Origin of the sequence: Lampropedia hyalina DSM 16112 (assembly GCF_900129055.1) — a bacterium.
Classification (GTDB): Bacteria; Pseudomonadota; Gammaproteobacteria; order Burkholderiales; family Burkholderiaceae_C; genus Lampropedia; species Lampropedia hyalina.
The window spans coordinates 1-23,069 of record NZ_FQUZ01000037.1; the positions used below are offsets into that span (position 1 = coordinate 1).

21 protein-coding genes are annotated in these 23,069 nt (G+C 62.0%); 18 read left to right on the forward strand and 3 right to left on the reverse strand.

The features are described from left to right. Both BUE21_RS12475 and BUE21_RS12480 read left to right on the forward strand, forming a co-directional pair. The coding region (locus BUE21_RS12475; protein WP_143164524.1) for a zinc ribbon domain-containing protein at nt 1-145 on the forward strand (145 nt) is incomplete at its 5' end. 102 nt (nt 146-247) lie between these two features. Then, nucleotides 248-1,363, forward strand: a complete 1,116-nt coding sequence (locus BUE21_RS12480) for an asparaginase (protein WP_073356989.1) — start codon at nt 248-250, stop codon at nt 1,361-1,363. Between the two features lie 39 nt (nt 1,364-1,402). Here BUE21_RS12480 and BUE21_RS12485 read toward each other — a convergent pair whose 3' ends face one another. Beyond that, the gene (locus BUE21_RS12485; RefSeq protein ID WP_073356990.1) at nt 1,403-2,044 is read right to left on the reverse strand and encodes a TetR family transcriptional regulator; all 642 of its coding nucleotides are present in this window, start codon (nt 2,042-2,044) and stop codon (nt 1,403-1,405) included. Between the two features lie 255 nt (nt 2,045-2,299). On the opposite strand from BUE21_RS12485, the gene BUE21_RS12490 reads away from it, so the two are divergent. The 3 genes from BUE21_RS12490 to BUE21_RS12500 are packed head-to-tail and all read left to right on the forward strand — an operon-like array spanning nt 2,300 to nt 8,270. Then, nucleotides 2,300-3,631, forward strand: coding sequence for an efflux RND transporter periplasmic adaptor subunit (locus BUE21_RS12490; protein ID WP_073357012.1), 1,332 nt, complete (start codon nt 2,300-2,302; stop codon nt 3,629-3,631). Between the two features lie 12 nt (nt 3,632-3,643). Beyond that, nucleotides 3,644-6,799: an efflux RND transporter permease subunit gene (locus BUE21_RS12495; protein WP_073356991.1), complete on the forward strand. Its 3,156-nt coding sequence runs from the start codon at nt 3,644-3,646 to the stop codon at nt 6,797-6,799. Beyond that, on the forward strand, nt 6,792-8,270 hold the full coding sequence (locus BUE21_RS12500; protein WP_084523275.1) for an efflux transporter outer membrane subunit: 1,479 nt from the start codon (nt 6,792-6,794) through the stop codon (nt 8,268-8,270). Before BUE21_RS12495 ends, BUE21_RS12500 begins: the two co-directional genes overlap by 8 nt. A gap of 78 nt (nt 8,271-8,348) precedes the next feature. Here BUE21_RS12500 and BUE21_RS12505 read toward each other — a convergent pair whose 3' ends face one another. After that, nucleotides 8,349-8,816 (reverse strand): type II secretion system protein N, encoded by a 468-nt coding sequence (locus tag BUE21_RS12505; RefSeq protein WP_073356992.1) that lies wholly within the window; start codon nt 8,814-8,816, stop codon nt 8,349-8,351. A 134-nt stretch (nt 8,817-8,950) separates the two neighbouring features. Between BUE21_RS12505 and BUE21_RS12510 the strand changes: the two genes are divergently transcribed. From BUE21_RS12510 to BUE21_RS12570, 13 genes are all read left to right on the forward strand, one after another. Then, nucleotides 8,951-10,018, forward strand: coding sequence for an RNA-guided endonuclease InsQ/TnpB family protein (locus tag BUE21_RS12510; RefSeq protein ID WP_073356993.1), 1,068 nt, complete (start codon nt 8,951-8,953; stop codon nt 10,016-10,018). Between the two features lie 125 nt (nt 10,019-10,143). After that, nucleotides 10,144-10,602, forward strand: coding sequence for a type II secretion system major pseudopilin GspG (gene gspG, locus BUE21_RS12515; protein WP_073356994.1), 459 nt, complete (start codon nt 10,144-10,146; stop codon nt 10,600-10,602). Then, on the forward strand, nt 10,577-11,104 hold the full coding sequence (locus tag BUE21_RS12520) for a prepilin-type N-terminal cleavage/methylation domain-containing protein (protein WP_234971153.1): 528 nt from the start codon (nt 10,577-10,579) through the stop codon (nt 11,102-11,104). Before gspG ends, BUE21_RS12520 begins: the two co-directional genes overlap by 26 nt. Next, nucleotides 11,101-11,454 carry a type II secretion system minor pseudopilin GspI gene (gene gspI / locus BUE21_RS12525; protein ID WP_073356996.1) on the forward strand — a complete coding sequence of 118 codons (354 nt, stop codon included), beginning with the start codon at nt 11,101-11,103 and terminating at the stop codon, nt 11,452-11,454. The genes BUE21_RS12520 and gspI overlap by 4 nt, the downstream gene beginning before the upstream one ends. Further along, the gene (locus BUE21_RS12530; RefSeq protein ID WP_073356997.1) at nt 11,454-12,185 is read left to right on the forward strand and encodes a PulJ/GspJ family protein; all 732 of its coding nucleotides are present in this window, start codon (nt 11,454-11,456) and stop codon (nt 12,183-12,185) included. Before gspI ends, BUE21_RS12530 begins: the two co-directional genes overlap by 1 nt. A 43-nt stretch (nt 12,186-12,228) precedes the next feature. Continuing rightward, the gene (locus BUE21_RS12535) at nt 12,229-13,845 is read left to right on the forward strand and encodes an Eco57I restriction-modification methylase domain-containing protein (RefSeq protein WP_073356998.1); all 1,617 of its coding nucleotides are present in this window, start codon (nt 12,229-12,231) and stop codon (nt 13,843-13,845) included. After that, nucleotides 13,823-14,584 (forward strand): HincII family type II restriction endonuclease, encoded by a 762-nt coding sequence (locus BUE21_RS12540; protein ID WP_200796741.1) that lies wholly within the window; start codon nt 13,823-13,825, stop codon nt 14,582-14,584. The genes BUE21_RS12535 and BUE21_RS12540 overlap by 23 nt, the downstream gene beginning before the upstream one ends. A 70-nt stretch (nt 14,585-14,654) precedes the next feature. Next, complete coding sequence (gspK, locus tag BUE21_RS12545) at nt 14,655-15,638, forward strand: type II secretion system minor pseudopilin GspK (RefSeq protein ID WP_073357000.1); 984 nt, start codon at nt 14,655-14,657, stop codon at nt 15,636-15,638. Between the two features lie 125 nt (nt 15,639-15,763). Beyond that, nucleotides 15,764-17,038: a type II secretion system protein GspL gene (gspL, locus tag BUE21_RS12550; RefSeq protein ID WP_073357001.1), complete on the forward strand. Its 1,275-nt coding sequence runs from the start codon at nt 15,764-15,766 to the stop codon at nt 17,036-17,038. Then, nucleotides 17,035-17,637: a type II secretion system protein GspM gene (gene gspM / locus BUE21_RS12555; RefSeq protein WP_084523278.1), complete on the forward strand. Its 603-nt coding sequence runs from the start codon at nt 17,035-17,037 to the stop codon at nt 17,635-17,637. Before gspL ends, gspM begins: the two co-directional genes overlap by 4 nt. A 39-nt stretch (nt 17,638-17,676) precedes the next feature. Further along, nucleotides 17,677-18,489, forward strand: coding sequence for a type II secretion system protein N (gspN, locus tag BUE21_RS12560; RefSeq protein WP_073357002.1), 813 nt, complete (start codon nt 17,677-17,679; stop codon nt 18,487-18,489). Nucleotides 18,490-18,498: 9 nt separating this feature from the next. After that, nucleotides 18,499-20,952 (forward strand): type II secretion system secretin GspD, encoded by a 2,454-nt coding sequence (gspD, locus tag BUE21_RS12565; protein ID WP_073357003.1) that lies wholly within the window; start codon nt 18,499-18,501, stop codon nt 20,950-20,952. A 15-nt stretch (nt 20,953-20,967) separates the two neighbouring features. Then, on the forward strand, nt 20,968-22,332 hold the full coding sequence (locus BUE21_RS12570; RefSeq protein ID WP_073357004.1) for a GspE/PulE family protein: 1,365 nt from the start codon (nt 20,968-20,970) through the stop codon (nt 22,330-22,332). Nucleotides 22,333-22,535: 203 nt separating this feature from the next. On the opposite strand, the gene BUE21_RS12575 is transcribed toward BUE21_RS12570, so the two are convergent. After that, nucleotides 22,536-22,841 carry a hypothetical protein gene (locus tag BUE21_RS12575; RefSeq protein ID WP_073357005.1) on the reverse strand — a complete coding sequence of 102 codons (306 nt, stop codon included), beginning with the start codon at nt 22,839-22,841 and terminating at the stop codon, nt 22,536-22,538. Nucleotides 22,842-23,069: the final 228 nt, after the last annotated feature.

The window sequence follows — 23,069 nt, forward strand, 5'->3', positions numbered from 1 at the left end:
GAGGCCCAAAGGTATCGCAGGTCTTGGAATAAGGGAATGGACATGCAGCGAATGTGGAGCGGCACACGACCGTGACGTGAACGCAGCACGCAACATTCTCGCGGCAGGGCATTGCCGTCTCGCTGGAGGAATCCCCTGCCTTTAGGCAGGGGAGGATGTCAAACCGAATGGCAGGCACGGGTTTTGCATGCTATGTTGCATTCTCGCCGCCTGTCGATTTTTATAGACCGATCCTGAAGGGGTATTCATGACATTCAAGCGCAAACCCGTCTCCCTGCTGGGCAGCATCGTGCTGGCCCTGTGTGTGCTGGCACCGGCCCAGGCCCGCGATGCCAGTGTCGAAGCCGCTCCCGCCGCCCAGGCGCAAGCGGCCAGCAAACCCCATGTGGTGGTGTTGGCTACCGGTGGCACGATTGCCGGGGCCGGGGCTTCCGCGCTCAACAGTGCCTCGTACACGGCAGCCAAAGTGCCGGTGGACAAGCTGCTGGCGGGTCTGCCGGAAGTGAACGAGATCGCCCGCGTCACCGGCGAGCAAACCTTCCAGATTGCCTCGGAAAGCTTCACCAACCAGGAGCTGTTGGGGCTGGGCAAGCGCGTGGCCGAACTGCTCAAGCAGGACGATGTGCATGGCATCGTCGTGACCCACGGCACGGACACGCTGGAGGAGACCGGCTTCTTCCTGAATCTGGTCATCCCCAGCGACAAGCCCGTGGTGCTGGTGGGTTCCATGCGCCCCGGCACTGCCATTTCTGCCGATGGTGCGCTGAACCTGCTCAATGCCGTCAGTGTCGCGGCCAGCACCGATGCACGCGGCAAGGGCGCGCTGATCGTGATGAACGACGAAATCCACACCGCCCGCGATGTGGCCAAGCTCATCAACATCAAGACCGGTGCGTTCGTCAGCCAGTGGGGGCCGCTGGGCATGGTGGTGGAAGGCAAGAATTACTGGTTCCGCGCCCCGGTGAAACGCCACACCACGCAGAGTGAATTCAACATCGAGCAGATCGATGCCCTGCCTGCCGTGGAAGTGGCCTACAGCTATGGCAACGTCGCTCCCACCGTGGTGGAGGCACTGGGTGCTTCCGGTGTGAAGGCCATCGTCCATGCCGGAACCGGCAATGGCTCCGTGCCCAATCGCATCGTGCCCAAGCTCACCGAATTGAGCGAAAAAGGCACCTTGGTGGTGCGTTCCTCGCGCGTGCCCGGTGGTTTTGTGCTGCGCAATGCCGAACAGCCCGATGACAAGTACGACTGGGTGGTGGCCCACGATCTGAATCCGCAAAAAGCCCGCATCCTGACGGCTGTGGCCCTGACCAAGACGCAGGACACCAAGGAATTGCAGCGGATTTTCTGGGAGTATTGAAGCGGTGTGGGGTGGGCAGGTGTGCTGGCGCAGACCTGTTCACTCCGCCCACACGCCCAGGCCGATACCGTGCAGGATGGTATCGATGGCCTGGCGGCCGCTGGCCTCCAGATCGAAATGGCCGGGAGTCAGCATCCAGGTATCGATCAGGCCGAACAGCATGCTTTGCATGGTGCGGGCCGCCGATTCCGGGGTCAGGCCCGGTCGCAGATGGTGGGCGATTCTCGGCAGCGCGAAGACCCGGCGGTTGCGTTCGTAGAAGTTTTCCTGTGATTCGAAGACCTTGTCGCGCACGACCTTCATGTCGTCCGTCAGTTCCACCTGATAGATGGCGATTTCCAGCATGCGGCGCACCCGTGGATTGTGGGCGATGGTGTGCATGGCCTCTAGCTGGTGCTGGCGCAGACTGGCCACCGGATTGGGGTCGCTGGCAATGGCCTCATCGGAGCCGCTTTCCTGGCAGGCCTGCTCCATCGGCCAGATGGTGCGATCCATCAGCGCGTTGAACAGATCGCCCTTGTCCTTGAAATGCCAATAGATGGCCCCGCGCGTGATGCCCGCCTGCGAGGCAATGGCCTGCAACGAGGTGCGCGATACCCCTTGTGCCTGAAACAGCATTTCCGCTGCGTCCAGAATCTGGCAGCGGGTTTTTTCTGCGTCTTCCTTGGTTTTGCGTGCCATGGCCCTCGGTGAAGAAAAGGAATCCAGCCATTGCCATCAATGGCGAAAATGGTCACAGGCGTTTGACATCGCCCAACAACCGTCGAAATGAAGGGGTTATTATACATTCATCGATGTATGTATAATCGCTGGCTTTCGGGCACAGGCGAAATGTGCCGCTGTGCCCGTGGGCGACGGGTGCTGTGGCGGCTGGCCTGCAATGGTTTCGTGATGAATGGATTGGTATTGAAGGACTTACAGATGCGCAATTTCAGGATGCAATCAGCCCCTGGCTCACGCGGGGCAGGCCGTAACGACAGCTCCCGGCCCAGCCGGGCACGCACCCTCACCGGTGTGGCCGTGGTGGGCCTGTCGGCCTTGCTGGCAGGCTGTTTCGGTGGCGACGACAAGCAGGCTGCAGCACAGGGAGCGGATGAATCTGCGGCTGCTCCACAGCAGCCGTTGCCCAAGGTGGGTGTGGTGGTGGCGCAACGCTCCACCGTCGGGCTGGTGACGGATTTGCCCGGTCGCGTGGAAGCCTCGCGCGTGGCGCAGGTGCGCGCCCGTGCCGCTGGCATTCTGCAAAAACGCCACTTCCAGGAAGGCTCTGATGTGAAGGCCGGACAGCGGCTGTTCACCATCGACTCTGCCCCCTACAACGCCGCGCTGCAAAGTGCCAAGGCCACGCTGGCGCGTTCCGAAGCCAGCGAGGTGCAGGCCCGTGCCGTGCTGGAGCGTTACCGTCCGCTGGTGGCGGCCAATGCCATCAGCAAGCTGGAATTCGACAATGCGCTGGCCAACCACAAGGCCGCGCAGGCCGATGTGGCGGCTTCCCGGGCCGCGGTGCGCACCGCTGAAATCAACCAGGGTTATGCGAACGTGACCGCGCCCATCTCTGGCCGCATTGGCCGCGCCCTCGTCACCGAAGGCGCGCTGGTGGGGCAGGGCGAGGCCACGCAACTGGCCGTGGTGCAGCAGATCGACCCGGTGTATGTGAACTTCACCCAGTCCAGCAACGAGGTGCTGCGACTGCGCCGCGACTTGCAGGAAGGCAAGCTCAAGCGTGCCGAAGGCGAGGAAGCCGCCAGCGTGCAGATCGCGCTGGACGATGGCACGACCTACGGCGATGCGGGCCGTTTGCTCTTTACCGATCTGACGGTGGATGCGACCACCGGCCAGGTGACACTGCGGGCCGAAATCCCCAACCCCGATGGCGTGCTGCTGCCGGGCATGTATGTGCGCGTGAAGCTGGAACAGGCCCAGCGTGCCGATGCGATTGCCGTGCCCCAGCAGGCCGTCACCCGCACCCAGCAGGGCGACACCCTCACCGTGGTGAATGCCCAGGGCCAGCGCGAAGTGCGCAAGGTGGTGGTCGGTGAGGCCAGCGGCAACCGCTGGCTGGTGCTGGAAGGTTTGGAGGAAGGCGAGCAGGTCATGGTCGATGGCTTCCAGTTGCTGGGCATGATGCCTCCCGGTATTCCGGTGCAGGCGGTGCCGTGGCAGGCCGATGCCCCGGCGGCGGCTCCTGCTGCTGCGCCAGAGGCGGCACCGGACGGCGCGGCAGCCCCTGCCGAAGCGGCTCCCGCCCCGGCCCCGGCCCAGCAATAAAGGAGTTGCGGCATGGCCAAGTTTTTCATTGACCGCCCGGTATTTGCCTGGGTGGTGGCATTGTTCATCATCGTCCTCGGGCTGGTGTCCTACAGCCAGTTGCCGGTGGCGCAGTATCCGTCGGTGGCTCCACCCACCATTTCCATCTCGGCCACTTACCCTGGTGCATCCGCCCAGGTGCTGGACGAGTCCGTGCTGGCCGTGATCGAGCGCGAGATGAACGGCTCGCCGGGTCTCGTCTATATGGAGTCCAGCAGCGAGGCCAATGGCCGTGGTTCCATCACGCTGAGCTTCGAGCCGGGCACCGATGCCGATCTGGCCCAGGTGGACGTGCAGAACCGCCTCTCGCAGGCCACGCCCCGCCTGCCCGCTGCCGTGACGCAGCAGGGCATTCAGGTGGAAAAGGCATCGTCCACCTTCCTGATGGTGGTGGCCCTGGTGTCCAAGCGTGACGACTTCAGCGTGTACCAGTTGGGCGACTATGTGTCCCGCAACGTGCTGCCGGAAATCCAGCGTACCGAAGGCGTGGGCAAGGCCCAGCTTTTTGCGGCCGAGCGTGCCCTGCGTGTCTGGATCGATCCGACCAAGCTGACCGGCTACAACCTCTCGGCAGCCGATGTCACGGCCGCGATTGCCGCGCAGAACGCACAGGTGGCTTCCGGCACGATTGGCGAACTGCCCAGTGTCGAGACCCAGACCATCACCGCCACGGTGGTGGTGCAGGGGCAACTGACCGACCCGAAGGCCTTTGAGAACATCGTGCTGCGCGCCAACAGCGACGGCTCCACGGTGCGCCTCAAGGACGTGGCGCGCGTGGAACTGGGCGTGGAAAGCTATGCCTTCGGCTCGCGCCTCAATGGCAACCCGGCCGCCGCCATCGGCGTGCAGCTCTCCACCAGCGGCAATGCCGTGGCCACCGCCGAAGCCGTGCGCACCCGCATGGCCGAACTCGAACGCTTCTTCCCCGAAGGCGTGGAATGGCTGGCTCCCTACGATACGTCCAAGTTCGTGGAAATTTCCATGAAACAGGTGTTCGTCACACTGGGCGAAGCCATCGCGCTGGTGTTCGTGGTGATGTTCCTGTTCCTGCAAAACTGGCGTTACACCATCATCCCGACCATCGTCGTGCCGATTGCCCTGCTGGGCACGCTGGGCGTGCTGCTGGGGCTGGGCTTCTCGCTCAACGTGCTGTCCATGTTCGGCATGGTGCTGGTGATCGGGATTGTGGTGGACGATGCCATCATCGTGGTGGAGAACGTCGAGCGCATCATGACCGAGGAAGGGCTGTCGCCACTGGAGGCCAGCCGCAAGGCCATGAGCCAGATTTCCGGCGCGATCGTCGGCGTGACGCTGGTGCTGATTGCCGTGTTCGTGCCGCTGGCATTCTTCAGCGGCTCCATCGGCAACATCTACCGCCAGTTTGCCGTGACCATGTCGGTCTCGATTGCCTTCTCGGCTTTCCTGGCCCTGTCGCTCACGCCTGCGCTGTGCGCCACCTTCCTCAAGCCCGTCAAGGCCGGCCACCACCACGCCAAGCGCGGCTTCTTCGGCTGGTTCAACCGCTCGTTCTCGCGGGCGGCCAAGACCTACGAAGGCGGCATGGCCCGCATCCTGAACCGTGGGTTCAGCACCATGATCGTCTATCTGGCCATCGGTGTGGCGGTGGCGTGGATTTACAACCGCCTGCCGTCCTCCTTCCTGCCCAATGAAGACCAGGGCTTTGTCATCACCAGCATCCAGCTTCCGCCCGGAGCCTCGCAGCACCGCACGCTGGACGTGGTCAAGCAGGCCGAAGGTTACTTCCAGCAGCAGCCGGAAGTCGAGAACATCGTCTCCATTCTGGGCTTCAGCTTCACTGGGCAGGGTCAGAACGCCGCGCTGATGTTCGTGCCGCTGAAGGACTGGTCGCAGCGCAAGGGAGCCGAGCACACCGCCGATGCCATCGCCGGACGTTCGATGGGCTTTTTCTCGCAAATTCGCGATGCCTTCATCTTCACCCTCTCGCCGCCGCCCATTCCCGAACTGGGCAATGCGTCGGGCTTCACCTTCCGTCTGCAAGACCGTGGCTCCAGCGGCCATGATGCCCTGATTGCGGCGCGCAACCAGTTGCTGGGCATGGCGGCACAAAGCCCGATTCTGGCCGGTGTGCGCCCCGACGGTCTGGAAGACGCTCCGCAACTGCGGCTGGAGATCGACCGCGACAAAGCCAACGCCCTGGGCGTGAGCTTTGCCGCCATCAACAGCACGCTGTCCACTTCGCTGGGTTCCAGCTATGTGAACGACTTCCCGAACCAGGGGCGTTTGCAGCGCGTCATGGTGCAGGCCGAAGCCGCTGCGCGGATGCAGCCCGATGACCTGCTCACCCTGAACGCACCCAACAGCCAGGGCGTGGCCGTGCCGTTCTCGGCATTTGCCAGCACACACTGGGTCAGTGGCCCGATGCAGGTGGTGCGCTACAACGGCTATCCGGCCATCAAGATCGCCGGTGATGCCGCCCCCGGCTACAGCACCGGCGATGCCATGGCTGAAATGGAGCGGCTGGCCGCCCAGCTTCCGTCCGGCTTCGGCTACGAGTGGACGGGGCAGTCCCGCGAGGAAAAACTGGCAGGCAATGCCGGCATGATTCTCTATGCCTTCTCCATTCTGGCCGTGTTCCTCTGTCTGGCCGCCCTGTACGAGAGCTGGTCGATTCCGCTGGGCGTGATTCTGGTCGTGCCGCTGGGCGTGCTGGGCGTGGTGGGAGCTGTGTTCCTGCATGGCATGCCGCGTGACGTGTACTTCCAGATCGGACTGGTGACCATCATCGGCCTCTCGGCGAAGAACGCGATTCTGATTATCGAGTTCGCCAAGGACTTGCAGGCACAGGGCAAGTCGGCCATTGCTGCCGCGCTGGAAGCCGCCCACCTGCGGTTCCGCCCGATTCTGATGACCTCGCTGGCCTTCACCTTCGGCGTGGTGCCGCTGTACCTGGCCACCGGCGCAAGCTCGGCCAGCCAGCGCAGCATCGGCACCGGCGTGATCGGCGGCATGATTACCGGCACGGTGCTGGCACTGGCCTTCGTGCCCACCTTCTATGTGGTGGTACGTGCCATCTTCAAGAGCAAAGACAAACCCCTGCCCGCTGCGGCACCGGCAGGCACCCCCGTGGAGGGCAAGCACCATGACTGATACCGTCCTGAACTCCCACCAGCCCGATCACACCGCGCAGTCGCATTCCCGCCGCCAGGCGGGGCGGTTCGCACGCCTGCCCGTGCAGGCGGCCGTGCTGTCGCTGGCAGCGCTGCTGTCGGCCTGTTCCTTCATCCCGACCCTGGAAATTCCGGCCGCGCCGGTGGCCAGCCAATGGCCCGATCTCGATCTGGGAGCGGCAGCAGGGCAGGTGGATGCGCAAGGCCAGAACCTCGTGCCCTGGCAGCAGTTCCTCACCGATGCCAACCTGCGCGAACTCGTGGAGCAGTCCCTCCAGAACAACCGCGACCTGCGCGTGGCCGCCCTGGCCATCGAGCAGGCCCAGGCGCAATACCGCATCCAGCGTGCCGGGCCGCTGCCCACCATCTCGGCGGGCGCGACCGGACAGCGGCAAACCGCGGGCGACGATGAACCCATCAACTCCACCTACACCGCCGGGTTGCAGGTCAGTGCCTGGGAAATCGACTTCTTTGGCCGCCTGCGCAGCCTGCGCGAAGCCGCTCTGGCCGATTACCTCGGCACCGAGTATGCCCACCAGGCCGTGCAGACCAGCCTGATCGCCAGCGTCGCCAGTGCCTGGCTGAACCTGCAAACGGCCTCGGCCCTGCTGGATTTGACCGGGCAGACCCTCCAGACCCGCGAGGAATCGCAACGCCTGATGCAGATGCGCTTCGACAACGGCGTGGTCTCGGCACTGGAGCTGAGCCAGACCGAATCGCTCACCGCATCGGCCCGCATCACGCTGGCCGAACAGCAACGCGCCCGCGCCCAGGCCATCAACGCCCTGACGCTGCTGGTGGGCAGTCCCATCGAACCGCGCCTGTTGCAGCCGGTGGACGTACCGCTGGACGTGTTGGGCGATGTGCCCGCCGGTCTGCCCTCGCAACTGCTCACGCGCCGTGCCGACATCCGGCAGGCCGAGCAGGCCATGCGTGCGGCCAATGCCAACATTGGCGCGGCGCGTGCCGCCTTTTTCCCGAGCATCAGCCTGACCGCCAGCCTGGGTTCGGCCAGCACGCAACTGTCCGACCTGTTCAGCAGCGGCAGCTTTGGCTGGTCGCTCGCACCGCAGGCGATCCTGCCGATCTTCGACGCAGGCCGCAACCGCGCCCGCCTCGAAGCAGCGCAAGTCGGGCGCGACATGGCCGTGGCGCAGTACGAGAAGTCCATCCAGTCTGCCTTTACCGAAGTGGCCGATGCCCTGGCCGCCCGTGCCACTCTGGCACAGCAACTGGAGGGGCAACAGTCGCTGGTGGCCGCCGAAACCCGCCGCTACGAACTGGCCGACATGCGCTACCAGGGCGGCGTGGCCAGCTTCATGGACGCACTGGATGCGCAACGCTCCCTGTTCAGCGCACAGCAGGCCGTGCTGCAAACCCGCGCGGCCCTGCTGGCCAACCGGGTGGAGCTGTACCGCGTGCTGGGCGGCGGCTGGCAGCCACCGCAATAAACGCCAACGCCTGCAAGCCATGCAAAAAAGCCCTGCCATCATTGCGGTAGGGCTTTTTTTTCTGGGGGATGCCCGATGTCAGGACTTGGGTTGAAACTCCGGCATCTCCAGTTGCAGGCCCGTCTCGCCGTGCCGCTCTGCGCCCAGCCGGGCGGTGCGCCCATGCAGGCTTTGCAGTATCCAGCCATCGTCGCCCTCGACCGTGGCTCCTACCGGGTAGGCGCGTGCCGGTTTGCCATTCACCGCAATCAAGGCCGCTCCCTGCTGGCTGCGCGTACCTGCCAGCACCCCCATGAGCTGGTAGCGGCTCTGGGTGCGGGCCTGCTCCTGCACGGGGGCGGCGGCGGTGCTGCGTTGCCCCAGCAGGAAGGCCGTGGCCTGTGGGTTGGGCGCGGCCGTCGGGGTGGCTGCCACCGGATTGCCGCTGGTGCTGGCAGGGTCACTGGTGCGTATCGCCCAGAACACCACGCTGGCCGCCAGCATGCCCCAGGCCAATGCAGTCAAAACGCGCGTCAGTGCCAAGTTCTGTAATAGTGGTGTGCTCATAGTGCAATTATGATCCAATTGCGCGACAAACTCCGCCCTTAAGGGCGGGGAAGGATAGCGCGGAACCCGAAGGATTCCATGCCATTTAATGAGCAACACATTGAAGATATACCCTCTCTGTTAAAATCAGTACCATGTCGGCAGCCGTTAAAACCCTGAAAATCCGCGTGAAAGATAAGCACGCGCCGCTGCTTTTGCAGATGGCGCGGCAGGTCAATTTTGTCTGGAATTTCATTAATGCGCTTTCCAGTCGTTCTATTCGTGAGCGCGGTAAGTGGCTGTCCGCCTACGATATTCATCCATACACGGTCGGCGCACACAAAGAGCTGGGCTTGCACAGCCATACGCTGCAATGTGTTGCGCAAGAATATGTCACGCGCCGTCGTCAATACAAGCGAACGCGCCTGAACTGGCGTAAGTCCAGTGGCAGCCAACGCAGCCTGGGCTGGATACCCATCAACACCGGCGCAGCTTCTTGGAAGAGTGGGCAGGTCTATCACAACGGCCATTATTTCGGCGTATGGGATAGCTACGGCCTGAGTCAATACCAATTCAAGACTGCGAGCTTCAACGAAGATGCCCGTGGCCGCTGGTATTTCAACGTGGCCGTGGAGGTGGAGGTTGAAGCCCAAGCGGGTGAAGGTACGGCCTCGCTCGGCATCGACCTTGGCTTGAAAGACTGCGCCACCACCAGCACGGGCCAGAAGCTGCATGGCCGCTGGTATCGGGAGTTGGAGCCGCAGCTTGCCGTGGCGCAACGGGCGCGCAAGAAAAAGCGCGTCAAGGCGATTCACGCAAAAATAGCCAACCGCCGAAAAGACGAAATCCACAAATTCACAACGAACCTTGTGAAGAACAACGCCGCCATCTTCGTGGGCGACGTGGCCAGCGCGAAGCTGGTCAAAACCGGGATGGCCAAGTCCACGCTGGACGCGGGCTGGTCATCGTTGAAAACCGCTTTGGAATACAAGTGCCATCAGGCCGGAGTGGTTTTTGAGGAAGTGAGCGAAGCGTATTCAACCCAGACCTGTTCGGCTTGTGGCGCGTTGCCACAGTCGAGGCCCAAAGGTATCGCAGGTCTTGGAATAAGAGAATGGACGTGCAGCGACTGCGGGGCGGTACACGAGCGCGACGTAAACGCAGCACGCAACATTCTCGCGGCAGGGCATTGCCGTCTCGCTGGAGGAATCCCCGCTCTTTAGGGCGGGGAGGATGTCAAAGGCCATTTGCAGGCTGCAATCCGTTGCGGCTTTTTTCGATTTTTGCGGAACCTGTGCCCATGCTCTGGTGTCACCAGCGTGAAACAGACTGCCGACTGCCCCTAGCCATGTCCACCCATTCTTCCCTTTCCACGTCCTTGCCTGTGTCCCGCCGTTTGCAACAGGGCTTTACCCTGATCGAAATCATGGTGGTGGTGGTGATTATCGGGGTGCTGGCCGCCCTGATCGCCCCCAGCATCATGGGCCGTACCGACGAGGCACGCCAGACGGCGGCCAAGGCCGACATCAACACGCTGATGCAGGCTCTCAAGCTCTACCGCACCGACAATCTGCGCTACCCGAGCACCGAGCAGGGGCTGAATGCCTTGATTGCCCGCCCCACCGCCGAGCCGGTGCCCACACGCTGGAGCCGTCCGTACGTCGAGAAATTGCCTGCCGACCCTTGGGGCAACCCGTATGTCTATATTGCGCCTGGGGTGTATGGCGAGGTGGACGTGCTGTCCTATGGCGCAGACGGCCAGCCGGGAGGAGAAGGGGCCGATGCCGACATTGGCAGTTGGCAGTAAGCCGGGCATGGCCGTGGCGACGCTGCGCCAGATTCGCCAGAATCGGAACGGCCTGCGTACTCCCGGTTCACGGTCGCGGCAGCGGGGCTTCACCCTGATGGAAATCGTCATCGTTGCGGCCATCATCGGCATTGCCTCTGCGGTGGCGGTGCTGTCCTGGCCTGACAGTGCCGTGCGCACGCTGGAGCGCGAAGGCGACCGCCTGGCGGCTTTGCTGGAGAGTGCCCGCATCCACTCGCGTGCCAGCGGTCGCGCCCTGGTCTGGCGGCCCACCGAAGACGGATTTGTGTTCGAGGGGCAGGCCCCGCACTTCATCGAGGGCCTGCCCACGCACTGGCTGGCCGAAGGCGTGTCCGCACACGTTGCCGCGCCTGTGGTGCTGGGGGCCGAGCCGCTGCTGCCGCCCCAGCGCATCACCCTGCTGTTCAGCGGCCACCCACAGGCACGGGTGCAGGTGAGCAGCGACGGCTTGCAGCCTTTCACGACCACGCCCGCACCATGAAGCAGCACGGATTCACGCTGATCGAAGTGCTGGTGGCCGTGGCCATCGTCGCCATTGCCCTGGCGGCAGGCTCCCGCGCCACCGGTGCCCTGATTGCCAATGCCGAACGCCGCACCGATGCCTATCTGGCCCAGTTGTGCGCCGAAAACACCCTCATCGACATGCGGCTGGCTCCCCAGTTGCCATCGATCGGCACGGTGGATTCGCGCTGCGAACAGGCCGGGCGCGTGTTCCTTGTGCAGCGCGTCACCAGTGCCACCGTCAATCCGGCCTTGCGCCGTGTCGATGCGCAGGTCAGTACCGCCGAGCATTTTGTGCTCTCGGTCTCCACGATGGCGGGGCGTTACTGATGCGGTGCAGCCCATTGCAGCGCAGGCAACGCGGCTTCACGCTGATGGAAGTCATGGTGGCCATTGCCTTGCTGGCCGTGGTCAGCGGCATGAGCTGGCGCGGGCTGGATGGCATGGTGCGCGCCCATGAAGCGATTCGCCAGCAGGCACAGGGGCTGTCGGTGGTGCAGACCAGCATGGCGCAGTGGCATACCGACCTGAATCATCTGGCCGAACTGCCGCATCTGCGCCCGCTGGAATGGGATGGCAAGGTACTGCGCCTGAGCCGCTTTGCTCCCCGTGCGCTGGCCAGCGAGGCATCGGCCTTGCAGGTCGTGGCCTGGTCGGATCGCAACATCGGCGGGCAACGCCACTGGGTGCGCTGGCAGTCCGAGCCGCTGCACTCGCGTCAGCAATGGCAGGCCGCCTGGGAGCGTGCCCGCGAATGGGCGTATGCGGGTGGCCTGACCACCTCGCCGCGCGAAGTCGTGCTGCTGCCCATGACGCAATGGGAGATTTTCTATGCCCGCGAAGGGCGTTGGGTGAACCCGCAGTCCAGCTCCCAGGTGCAAACCGACACGGGCGATACGTCGGGCGACACAACCGGCAGCCAGCCCCAGACCACCAGTACCCAGGAAGCCGCCGTGCCCGACAGCATCCGCCTGCGCATCCAGCTCGCTCCGGGGCAGGCCATCAGCGGCTGGCTGGTGCGCGACTGGCTCAATCCCCAGCAGGGAGCGGCCCGCTTGTAATTTTTTGGGGCATATGGATATATGTGATGTCAAGGATGGTTGAATGCAAAAAATAAAAAAACAGAATAATAAAAATAAATTTGGTCAATATTTCACTCCCAGGAATGTGGCGGATTTCATGATTGATCTGGCCAATGTGGATCGAAGTGCAAGAATTCTGGAGCCATCCTGTGGAGAAGGTGTTTTTCTGGATTTGCTGCAATCCAGAGGGTATGAAAATGTCACGGCATATGAGATAGATGCGAGTTTGGCCAATCAATTTGATTGCGTCCATTACGAGAGTTTTGTTTCTGCAAAAATCAATGAAAAGTTTGATCTGATTATTGGAAATCCACCTTATATTCGATGGAAAAATTTGGAGGATGACCTAAAAGAGGAGTTGATGCGGAATGGCATCTGGAGTTTTTATTTCAATTCTCTTTGTGATTACTTGTATATATTTATTTTGAAGTCGGTGCAGTTGTTGAGTGATGAAGGACAGCTTGTGTTTATTTGCCCAGAATACTGGATCAATACGGCACATTCTGCATCTTTGCGAAACTATATGACTCAGCATGGGTTTTTTGAAGAAATCTATCATTTTAATGAAACACCTGTTTTTGAAGGGGTGGCATCATCGATTATTGTTTTCAAGTTTATCAAGGGTGTGAAAAAGTCAAATTTCATCAATGTTGTGAAATTTCAGAATAGAAAAAAACTGGATAAAGAAATGCTTTCTTGCATCAGACAGAGGAAGGATGTTGCGGGTGTTGATTATTTGAGTGTGCCGCATTTCAGGTTCGGTGAACGATGGATGCTGCAAAATACGCAGACCCAGGTGGAATTGAGAAGGCTGGAACGTGCCTGTCAGAAGGTAAAGGATTCGTTGTTTCATGATGCTGAAAATCATGCTTTTGATTCGATTGGTGATGTGTGTGATATTGGGAACGGCATGGTGAGTGGCTTGGATAAAGCCTTTCAGATCACTGAAGAAAAATTGAATGAAATTGAAAATGTCGCTGCGTTGAATGTGGTGAAGGCCAAGGATTTGGAGGCATTTTTTACCAGAAAAATCACAAAATATATCATGATTCACGAGGGTTTGAGTGAGGATGTTTTCCGGGAAAAATATCCGAATTTTTATAAGCATCTGCTTCCCTATAAGGAAAATCTGAAAGATCGGTATCAGTACAATCGTGAAATAAATTACTGGGAATGGGTTTTTCTGAGAAATTTTAAGTTGTTCAGTCGCCCTGAAAAAAGAATTTTTGTTCCTTGCAAAGAGAGAATCTCCAATAAAAATTATTTTCGTTTTGCGTTGGCGGATGAGGATATTTATCCGACCCAGGATGTGACTGCAATTTTCAGAAAGCCAGAGGTAAGGGAAAGTATTGAATATATATTGGCCTATCTCAATCAATCGGTGGTTTTTGAGTGGTTGCGATGCAATGGTGTCAATAAAGGTAATATTGTAGAGTTTTCAGAAAGACCGATTGCCAGTATTCCATTCAGAAGAATTGATTGGGCGAATGAAAGTGAGGTTGCTCTGCATGATTCCATTACAGCACTGGTGGTGAATTTTCTTGCAACTGAAGATAAGTGTATCTTGATGAAAATAAACCATCTGTTCGATAGACTCCTGGAGGTGGATGATGTATGTGAACTACAAAAAATTGGCTGAAAGCATACAGGGAACCTCTGTTCCGAAACCGGCTTCGGGAACGCTCTCCGGTCATGCAGCCGGTGAACCTTTTGACAAGCATGTGTATGCTGAATTGAAAAGACAATTCCCCGATAATGCTTATCGGCAATACGAGTATCTCAATGATCTGTATAGCAGAAATCCCAGTGTGATTGGCTTCAGGGCAAGGCAGGAACTGTTCGATTCACCCACGGTCTTGTTTCTGTTGAGCAGGGGCAAGAATGCGACGGATCAGTGGAATATTGAGAATCCATTTGATGAAAAGCAGAACGATACGGCGGATATTCTGGTTGCAAAGAATGGTTTCTATGAGATTATTGATATAAAAACAAGGAATATATCGAAAAAAGCACAGCCACCCAACATCATATCAGCGTTCAAGCTGGCGCAGGTTTGCGCTCGAATGCTGGATAATCAGGATTATGATAGATTTGCCATTCATTATTTTGAGGTCGATTGGGAGCTTGAAGGAGATAGGCTGGTGTGCAGACACGCAAGTTCTGCCTGCCTGTTCAAGGCACAGCCGAGTGATTTATATATCAACTGGGCGGCTGCAATGCAGATACAGTTTCACGTTCGGGACCTGGATCAAGGTTTTGATGGAAGTATGCAGGATTGGGCGGTTGTGTACTTGAAGCATTTTGTGGAGCAAGCGAAAAAACGTGCGGATGATATGATTAAAAAATTTGTGATTCCATTTGAAAAATATATTGCCTGAAATTTTTGAATATGTTCAAAAAATAAAATACTGAAAATAGCTTATGCAAGCCTCTTTCAATTTCGTTGTGATGCCATCCTCCAGCCCTCCACGCCAGCGCGGGGCGGCCTTGCTGGTGGCCATGCTGATCGTGGCCCTGGTGGCCAGTCTGGCTTCGGCGGCGAGCTGGCAGCAGTGGCGCAACATTCAGGCCGAAACCGACGAGCGTGCCCAGAGCCAGGCGTACTGGCTGGTGCGTGGTGCGCTGGACTGGGGCAAGATCATCCTGTATCTGGATCGCCGCGCCACCAGCAACGACCACCTCAACGAACCCTGGGCACTGCCGCTGGCCGAGGCGCGGCTTTCCACCTTTCTGACGGCCGACCACAATGTTTCGCAGGTCGATGCCAATGCCGACATGACCGAAGCTTTCTTCAATGGGGGCGTGGCCGATCTGCAAGGCCGTCTCAACCTCACGAATCTGGTCGATGGCGAGCAGCTGGATGCCGCGACCGTGACACAGTTCGAACGCCTGTTCGAGGCCCTCAATCTGCCGGTGGAGCAGGTGGCCACGTTGGCGCGGCAGTACCATGCGTCGGTACGGGCCGAAAACGCCGACAGCGCGGACAGCGCGGACAGCGAGGCTAGCCGCACGAGCGAGATTCCGCTCACGCCGGTCTGCATCGATCAACTGGACTGGCTGGGGCTGGATCGCCCCACCATCGAACGCCTCCGCCCCTATGTCACCGTACTGCCTGCCCGCACCCGGCTCAATCTCAACACGGCGCATGAGCTGGTGCTGTGGGCGGCCCTGGAAGGTGCGGATCAGGCCGTGGCAGCCCGGCTGGCGGCGGTGCGCGAGACCCAGCCTTTCGCCAGTGTGGCGAATGCGCAGACCGTTGTGGGGCCGGATGTGCCGCTCAACGGCAGCACGCTGGGTGTGGAAACCAGCTATTTTCTGGTGACGGGCCGCCTGCGGCTGGACACCCTCGAAACCAGCGACCGCTATGTGCTGCACCGCGATGGCAATCGCCTGCGTACGGTGCGGCACGAGTGCGAACAGGCCCTACAATGACCGGAATTTTTCCCGTGGCAGCACTTTTCGCATGGTGGCCTGCTGTCTTTCTCCGGCGGGCCTGGCTCCGCTGTCTTCTCATTTCACGCCCGATCTGATGTGATTCCCCCTCTGCCGAGACTTCCATGAGCGTTCTGTTGATTGAGATTCCCCCGGCGACGCCGATCACGGCGCACACGCCCTTGCGCCATGTGGTGTCGGCAGACGGGCAGACCGTGGAGCGCAGTGGCGTGGCCGTGGCCGCGCTGTTGCCCAAGCCGGGGCGTGCTGCGGCGGTGACGCTGGTGCTGCCGCCACAGGCACTGTCCTGGCATCGGGTGGTGTGGCCCAAGGTGGCCTTGCGCGACCGCGCCCGTGCCCGCGCGGTGCTGCATGGCCTGCTGGAAGAACAGTTGCTGGACGATGGCGCGCAGTTGCACATGGCACTGGCCCCTGATGTGCGCCCTGGCGCGGCCACCTGGGTGGCGGTGTGCGATCAGGCGTGGCTGCAAGGCGCGGTGGAGGTGTTGGCGCAGGCGGGTGTGCCGGTGCATCGGATGGTGCCGGTGTGGCCTCCGCAGGCATCGGAAGGCGATGAGGCACTCACGCCGCAACTGCTGGCACTGGGAACCCCGGAAGATGCCTGGCTGGCCGTGACCCACGCCGATGCCGAGGGCCGCACGCTGTGTGTGCCCCTGACCCCGGCGGTGGCGCAGATGGACATCGTCTCGCGCACTGCCGCCGATGCGGTGGTGCAGGCCGAACCGGCGGTGTACCAGCAGGCGCAGCAGGTGCTGGGGCGTGCTGTGCAGTTGCTGGAGTGGCCGCAGCATCTGTTGCAGGCGGCGCAGACCCCGTGGAATCTGGCGCAGTTCCAGTTCGCCAATTCCGGCAAGGATCGTTTTGCGCAGGGCATCAGTGGCAACTGGCAGGCGGTGTGGCGGCAGCCGCAATGGCGGTGGGCGCGGGTGGCCGTGCTGTTGCTGTTGCTGGTGAATCTGGTGGGGCTGAATGTGCTGGGCTGGCAGGCGCGCCAGCAGTTGCAGGGCTTGCGTGGACAGGTGGATGCGGTGTTCCGCAGCACTTTTCCGCAGATTCCGGTGGTGGTCGATGCGCCGCTGCAAATGCAGCGTGAACTCGCGCGCTTGCAGCAGCAGAGCGGGGCGGTGACTCCCGCAGCGTTTGAGGCCCTGGCTTCGGCGGCTGGTTCGGCGTTGCAGCGTGCGGGCGTGACGGCCATGCCCACGGCCATGCGCTACGATGGCCAGTCCCTGACGCTGCAAGGGCTGGCCTTGCCAGAGGCACAGATGCAGCAGTGGCAGACGCTGTTGCTGGCCGATGGCCTGAATGCCGTGCCGGGTGAGGATGCCAGCGTGCAGATCGGCCCGGTTCGCTCCACCCATCCGAAGGTGCAGCCATGAGCCGTTCTTCCCGAAATTCTTCTCGCGCATCCCTTTCTGGGCTGGCTTCGCGCTGGCCGTGGTGGCAGGCCGGGCTGTCGCGCTGGCAGGCATTGCAGGCGCGTGAGCGGCGCATGGTGCTGCTGGCGGCCAGCGTGGTGGGGCTGGCCCTGCTGTGGTGGCTGGCGGTGGCTCCGGCCCTGTCGAGCCTGCGGCAGTTTCAGGCGCGTGCCCCGGAACTGGAGCGGCAGGTGCAGCAGATGCAGGTCTGGCGGCAGCAGGCACAGGCCTTGCAAGGGCAGGCCAGCAGCATCACTCCGGCCGCCGCGTTGCGCGGGGTGCAAAGCCATACGCCACGTCTGCTGGGGGCCTCCAGCCAGGTGCAGGTGGTGGGCGATCGGGCCACGGTGCGCTTCCAGCAGGTCGCGCCGGACGCGCTGGCGCAGTGGCTCCAGCAGATGCGCGAGAGTGCCCATGCCCTGCCGGTGCAGGTGGAGATACAGCAGGCGAAGGCCGCCTCCGCGCCTGCCAATGCCGCATCAGCTCCGGCAGCCGCTCCTGCGGCATCTGCCTTGCGCTGGAGTGGCACGGTGGTGTTGAGCCTGCCGGCGGTGCCATGATGTTTTTCTGCCGGATCGACCTGATACTTTTCTGACACCATGCGCAATACCTTCTCCGTCTCCCGCCCGCCGCGTGCCCCGCGTGTGCGTGCCAGGGTGCGCCGCTGGGCGGTGCTGGGCGCGCTGTTGGGGGCCGGGTTGAGCCTGTGGCTGTTTGCACCGGCACGCTGGCTGGCAGCGGCCGTGGCGCAGGCTTCGCAAGGGCAGGTGCAGTTGCAGGGTGCGCGCGGCAGTGTCTGGAACGGTTCGGCGCAACTGGTGCTGACGGGCGGGCGCAACAGCCGCGATGCCACGGCCTTGCCGGGGCGGCTGCACTGGCGCATTCGCCCCGATTGGCGGGGTGCGACGCTGGCCCTGTGGCCCGACTGCTGCGCCCGCCAGCCCTTGCAGGTGACGGTGCAGGCGGGCTGGCAGCGCGTGCGGGTGGCGGTGGGCAACCACCAGAGCGAGTGGCCCACCAGCCTGCTGCAAGGGCTGGGCGCGCCCTGGAACACCCTGCAACTGGACGGCCAGTTGCAACTGGCGTTCGAGGACTACGCCGTGCAGTGGGTGCAGGGGCGGGTGCTGATGCAGGGACAGGTGCAGGCCAGTCTGCGCCACGCCAGTTCCAGCCTGACCACTTTGCGCCCGATGGGAAGCTACCGACTTATCATGCAGGGCGAAGAAGCCGTGACGCTGTCGCTGGTGACCGATGCCGGGCCGCTGCTGCTGCAAGGCCAGGGGCAGTGGACGGGGCAGCGTCTGCGTTTTCAGGGGCAGGCCTCCGCACAGCCGGAACACCTGCCTGCCCTGTCCAATTTACTCAGCTTGATGGGGCGGCGCGATGGCCCCCGAGCCATTCTTTCTTTCTAGGCCGAAGACATGCGTTTTCTCTCTTCCACTCGTTCTTCTTTTCGCGCACCGGCGGCACGGCGCACGGCACTGGCCACCGCCGTGCTGGTGGCCCTGCTGGGGCTGCAAGGTCTGGGCCAGCCCGCCTGGGCACAGGGGGCAGCGGTGTCCAGCGTGCGTGCCGGTGAGCCGGTGACGCTGAACTTCGAGAATGCCGACATCGAGGCCGTGGCGCGTGCCATGGCCACCATTACGGGTCGCAATGTGGTGGTGGATCCGCGTGTGCGCGGCACCGTGAATCTGGTCACGGCCAACCCTGTGCCGCCCCAGGCGGCATTCACGCAGTTTCTGGCAGCCCTGCGGATGCAGAGTTTCACGGTGGTGGAGTCCGCCGGGCTGTACAAGGTGGTTCCCGAAGCCGATGCCAAGCTGCAAAGCGGCACGGTGAGCGTCTCCGACGGCAGCCGCAGTGGCCGCGTGCCCCAGGGCGGGCAGATCGTCACGCAGATTTTCAAGCTGAACTTCGAGAACGCCAACAGCCTCGTGCCGACCCTGCGCCCGCTCATCAGCCCGAACAACACCATCACCGTCACGCCCGGCAGCAATTCGCTGGTGATTACCGACTATGCCGACAACCTGCAACGGCTGGCACGCATCATTGCTGCGCTGGATGTAGCCGAGGCCAGCGACATCGAGGTGATTCACCTGCAACATGCGATTGCCAGCGATGTGGTGCCCATGCTCAACCGCCTGCTGGGTGCGGAACTGGGCAGCGCGGCGGGCGGTACGCCCACGCCCGGTGCCACGCCGGGACAGGGCTTTCGCACCACCTTGCTGGCCGATGCGCGCAGCAACGCCATCATCCTGCGCGCGGCCAATCCGGCCCGTGTGGCGCAGGTGCGCAGTCTGGTGCAGCAGCTCGACCAGCCGCCCCTGCCCGGCAGTTCCGCCGAGCATGGCAACATCCATGTGGTGTTCCTCAAGAATGCCGATGCCACGCAGATGGCGCAGACCCTGCGCGCCGCCCTGAGTGCCGGGCGCGTGGGAGGCAGCAGCGGTGGCACGACCACCCCGGCCAGCACCGGCAGCAGCGTGGCGACCGCCAGCAGCGACAGCAGTGCCGGGCTGGCCAGCACCTCCGCGCTGGGCGAGGGCGGCACGGCCACGCTGGGCGTGGGGCAGGCCGTTTCCACCGGCGGCATCATTCAGGCCGATCCGAATGCGAATGCCCTCATCATCACCGCGCCCGACCCGCTGTACCGCCAGTTGCGCGGTGTCATCGACAAGCTCGATGGCCGCCGCGCCCAGGTGCTGGTGGAAAGCCTGGTGGTGGAAGTCAATGCCGATCTGGCATCCGAGTTCGGCATCCAGTGGCAGGGGGGCTTCGGCAACGATGGCAGCTCCAATGTGGGCGTGATCGGCACCAACTATTCCAGCACGTCCGGCGCGGGCCGCAACATCATCGATCTGGCACTGGCCGCCGCGCTGGGCTATACCGATGCCAGCACTTCGACCATCACCACGGCCCTTGCCAACGCCCGCCCCAGCACCGGCCTGAACTTCGGCCTGGCCCACAACTACGGCGGCACCTATGTGCTGGGGCTGCTGGCGCGGTTTCTGGAAGGCACGGGCAAGGGCAATGTGCTCTCCACGCCCAACATCCTGACGCTGGACAATCAGGAAGCGCGCATCGTCATCGGCCAGAACGTGCCATTCGTCACCGGCCAGTACACCAGCAACAACACCAGCAGCGGCTCGGTCAATCCGTTCCAGACGGTGGAGCGGCAGGACGTGGGCATTTCACTGCGCGTCAAGCCGCAGATCAGCGAAAGCGGCACGGTCAAGCTGGCCGTGGTGCAGGAAGTCTCGGATGTGATTGCATCCTCCATCAATAACGCCAACGGCCCGACCACCAGCAAGCGGTTGATCGAAACCAATATTCTGGTGGACGATGGCGGCATCGTCGTGCTGGGTGGCCTGTTGCAGGACAGCTACGCACAAAGCCAGGACAAGGTGCCGCTGCTGGGCGACCTGCCCCTGATCGGCAATGCCTTCCGCAGCGAAAGCCGCCAGCGCACCAAGACCAACCTGATGGTGTTCCTGCGCCCCGTGGTGGTGCGCGATGCCGCCAGCAGCGACGCACTGGCCTGGGAACGCTACGATCTGATGCGCGAGGCGCAGTCGGACATGCAGCCCAATCCGCACCCCATCATGCGCAGCATCGGCAGTGCGCCGCAATTGCCGGCCTTGCCAGAGTTGCCGCCGACCACAGTCGCACCGCCCCAGCCGCTGCCTGCCGCGCTCAGTGGCATCCAGCCGCAGCAGTCTGCTGTGGCAGCTCCCATCGTGACCCCGTCCCGTCCTGCGCAGACCGTGCCCTCGCTCACTGTGCTCAGTGCCCCCGACACCGAACCGCCCCGCCGCCGTCCGGCGGTGGATGTGCGTACCCTGCGCGTGGGCGAGAGCAGCGGCTGGGAAGACTGAGCGGGCATTCTTCCCATGCACTACCCCCTCCCTTACTCCTTTGCCCGCAGCCACCAGTTGCTGCTGGAAGACGATGGCCAGACCGGTCTGGTGCTCTGGCACGACAGCGCACCTTCGGCAGCGGCACTGGGTGAAGTGCTGCGCAAGTACCGCATCCAGCAGGTGCAGGTCATCGACCGCGCCGCGCTGGCGCAGCGCATCAGTGCCGCCTACGCCGGGGGCGAATCCAGTGCCGCCACCGTCGTCAGCGAAGTCGAAGGCGTGGCCGACCTCACCCGCATGATGCAGGAACTGCCCGCCGTGGAAGACCTGCTGGAAGCCGCCGACGATGCCCCCATCATCCGCATGCTCAATGCCTTGCTCACCCAGGCTGCCCGCGACGGAGCCAGCGACATCCACATCGAACCCTACGAACGCCATTCCAGCGTGCGTTTCCGCGTCGATGGCAGCCTGCGCGAAATCGTCCAGCCCAACCGCGCCCTGCACGGCGCGCTGATTTCGCGCCTGAAGATCATGGCCGAGCTGGACATTGCCGAAAAACGCCTGCCCCAGGATGGCCGCATGGCCCTGCGGCTGGGCACCCGTGCCATCGACGTGCGCGTCTCCACCCTGCCCAATGCCCACGGCGAACGCGCCGTGCTGCGCCTGCTGGACAAAAGTGCCGGGCGGCTCTCGCTGGAGGCCGTCGGCATGCAGGGCGATACCCTCACGCGCTTTGAAAAGCTCATCGGCCAGCCCCACGGCATCATCCTCGTCACCGGCCCCACTGGCTCGGGCAAATCCACCACGCTGTATGCCGGGCTGCACCGCATGGACGCGCAGCAGCAGAACATCATGACGGTGGAAGACCCCATCGAATATGAACTGCCCGGCGTGGGGCAGACCCAGGTCAATAGCAAGATCGACCTGACGTTCGCCACCGCATTGCGCGCCATCCTGCGGCAAGACCCGGATGTCATCATGATCGGCGAAATTCGTGATTTCGAGACCGCACAGATCGCCATTCAGGCCTCGCTCACTGGCCACCTGGTACTGGCCACGCTGCACACCAACGATGCCGCCAGTGCCGTCACCCGGCTGATCGACATGGGCGTGGAGCCATTTCTGCTGTCCTCGTCGCTGCTGGGGGTGTTGGCACAGCGGCTGGTGCGCAAGCTCGACCCCAGCGAAGCCAGTGGCTACAAAGGCCGTACCGGCATCTTCGAGTTGCTGGTGGTGGACGATGCCATTCGCGCCCGCATCCACGCCCAGGCATCGGAAGACGACATCCGGCAGGCCGCGCTGGCCCAGGGTATGCGCATGATGCGCGAAGATGGCGAGCGTCTGGTGGCCCTGGGCATCACCAGCACGGAGGAAGTGCTGCGCGTCACCCGCGACTGAACCCGACATGACGGCAACGGCCCCGGTAGTTCACCCACCGGGGCCGTTTCTCTTTCTCTCAAGGTCGCTGTTTGAGCAGCTTTGTGGAGTTTATATCTCCTTTGGGGTGTTTACCGCCAATGAGGGGCGTTTGGAGTATTTTGATACATTCATTTCATCTAATTGTGTGATGAAACCCACAAACAGCCCATTCATTGGTGCACTCAGTTGCCCACGGAAAGCGTGTGTTGCTGCACGGCCTGGGCGGCTTCGGCACGAACCTGTGCGCGATCGCGGGCCGATTGGCCATTGGTCAGCTCTTGTGGGCGGGCGTTGCTGCCGAAGAACTCGTCATGGAACGCGTGGGTGGCAATGGCCTGGCGGGCTTCCTGGGCCACTGCCGCGCGGTTGGCATGGGATTGTGCGTTCAGGTCGAAGGTCTCGGGCACATTGCCACCGATCTGGGCGTGGGCAGACACAGCGGCACCGAATGCGAGGGCGCAAGCAATCCATTGGATGGTCTTGGTCATGGTCGTATCCTTTTCAAACAGGTTCAGTCAATACCGTCAAATTGGGCGGCAGCTTCCAGGTATCGGGGGAGTCTGCCGATGTGAGCGTGTGGCTCATCCATGGGTATGAACTGTACATTGTTTTGAAAATGAAATTAATCATGCTATTTAAAACTCAATGTGCATAAAATCATGACAATAATCGGGAACTTTCAGCAGTCCGCAAGATGCGGTGATTCCGTGGCCTGC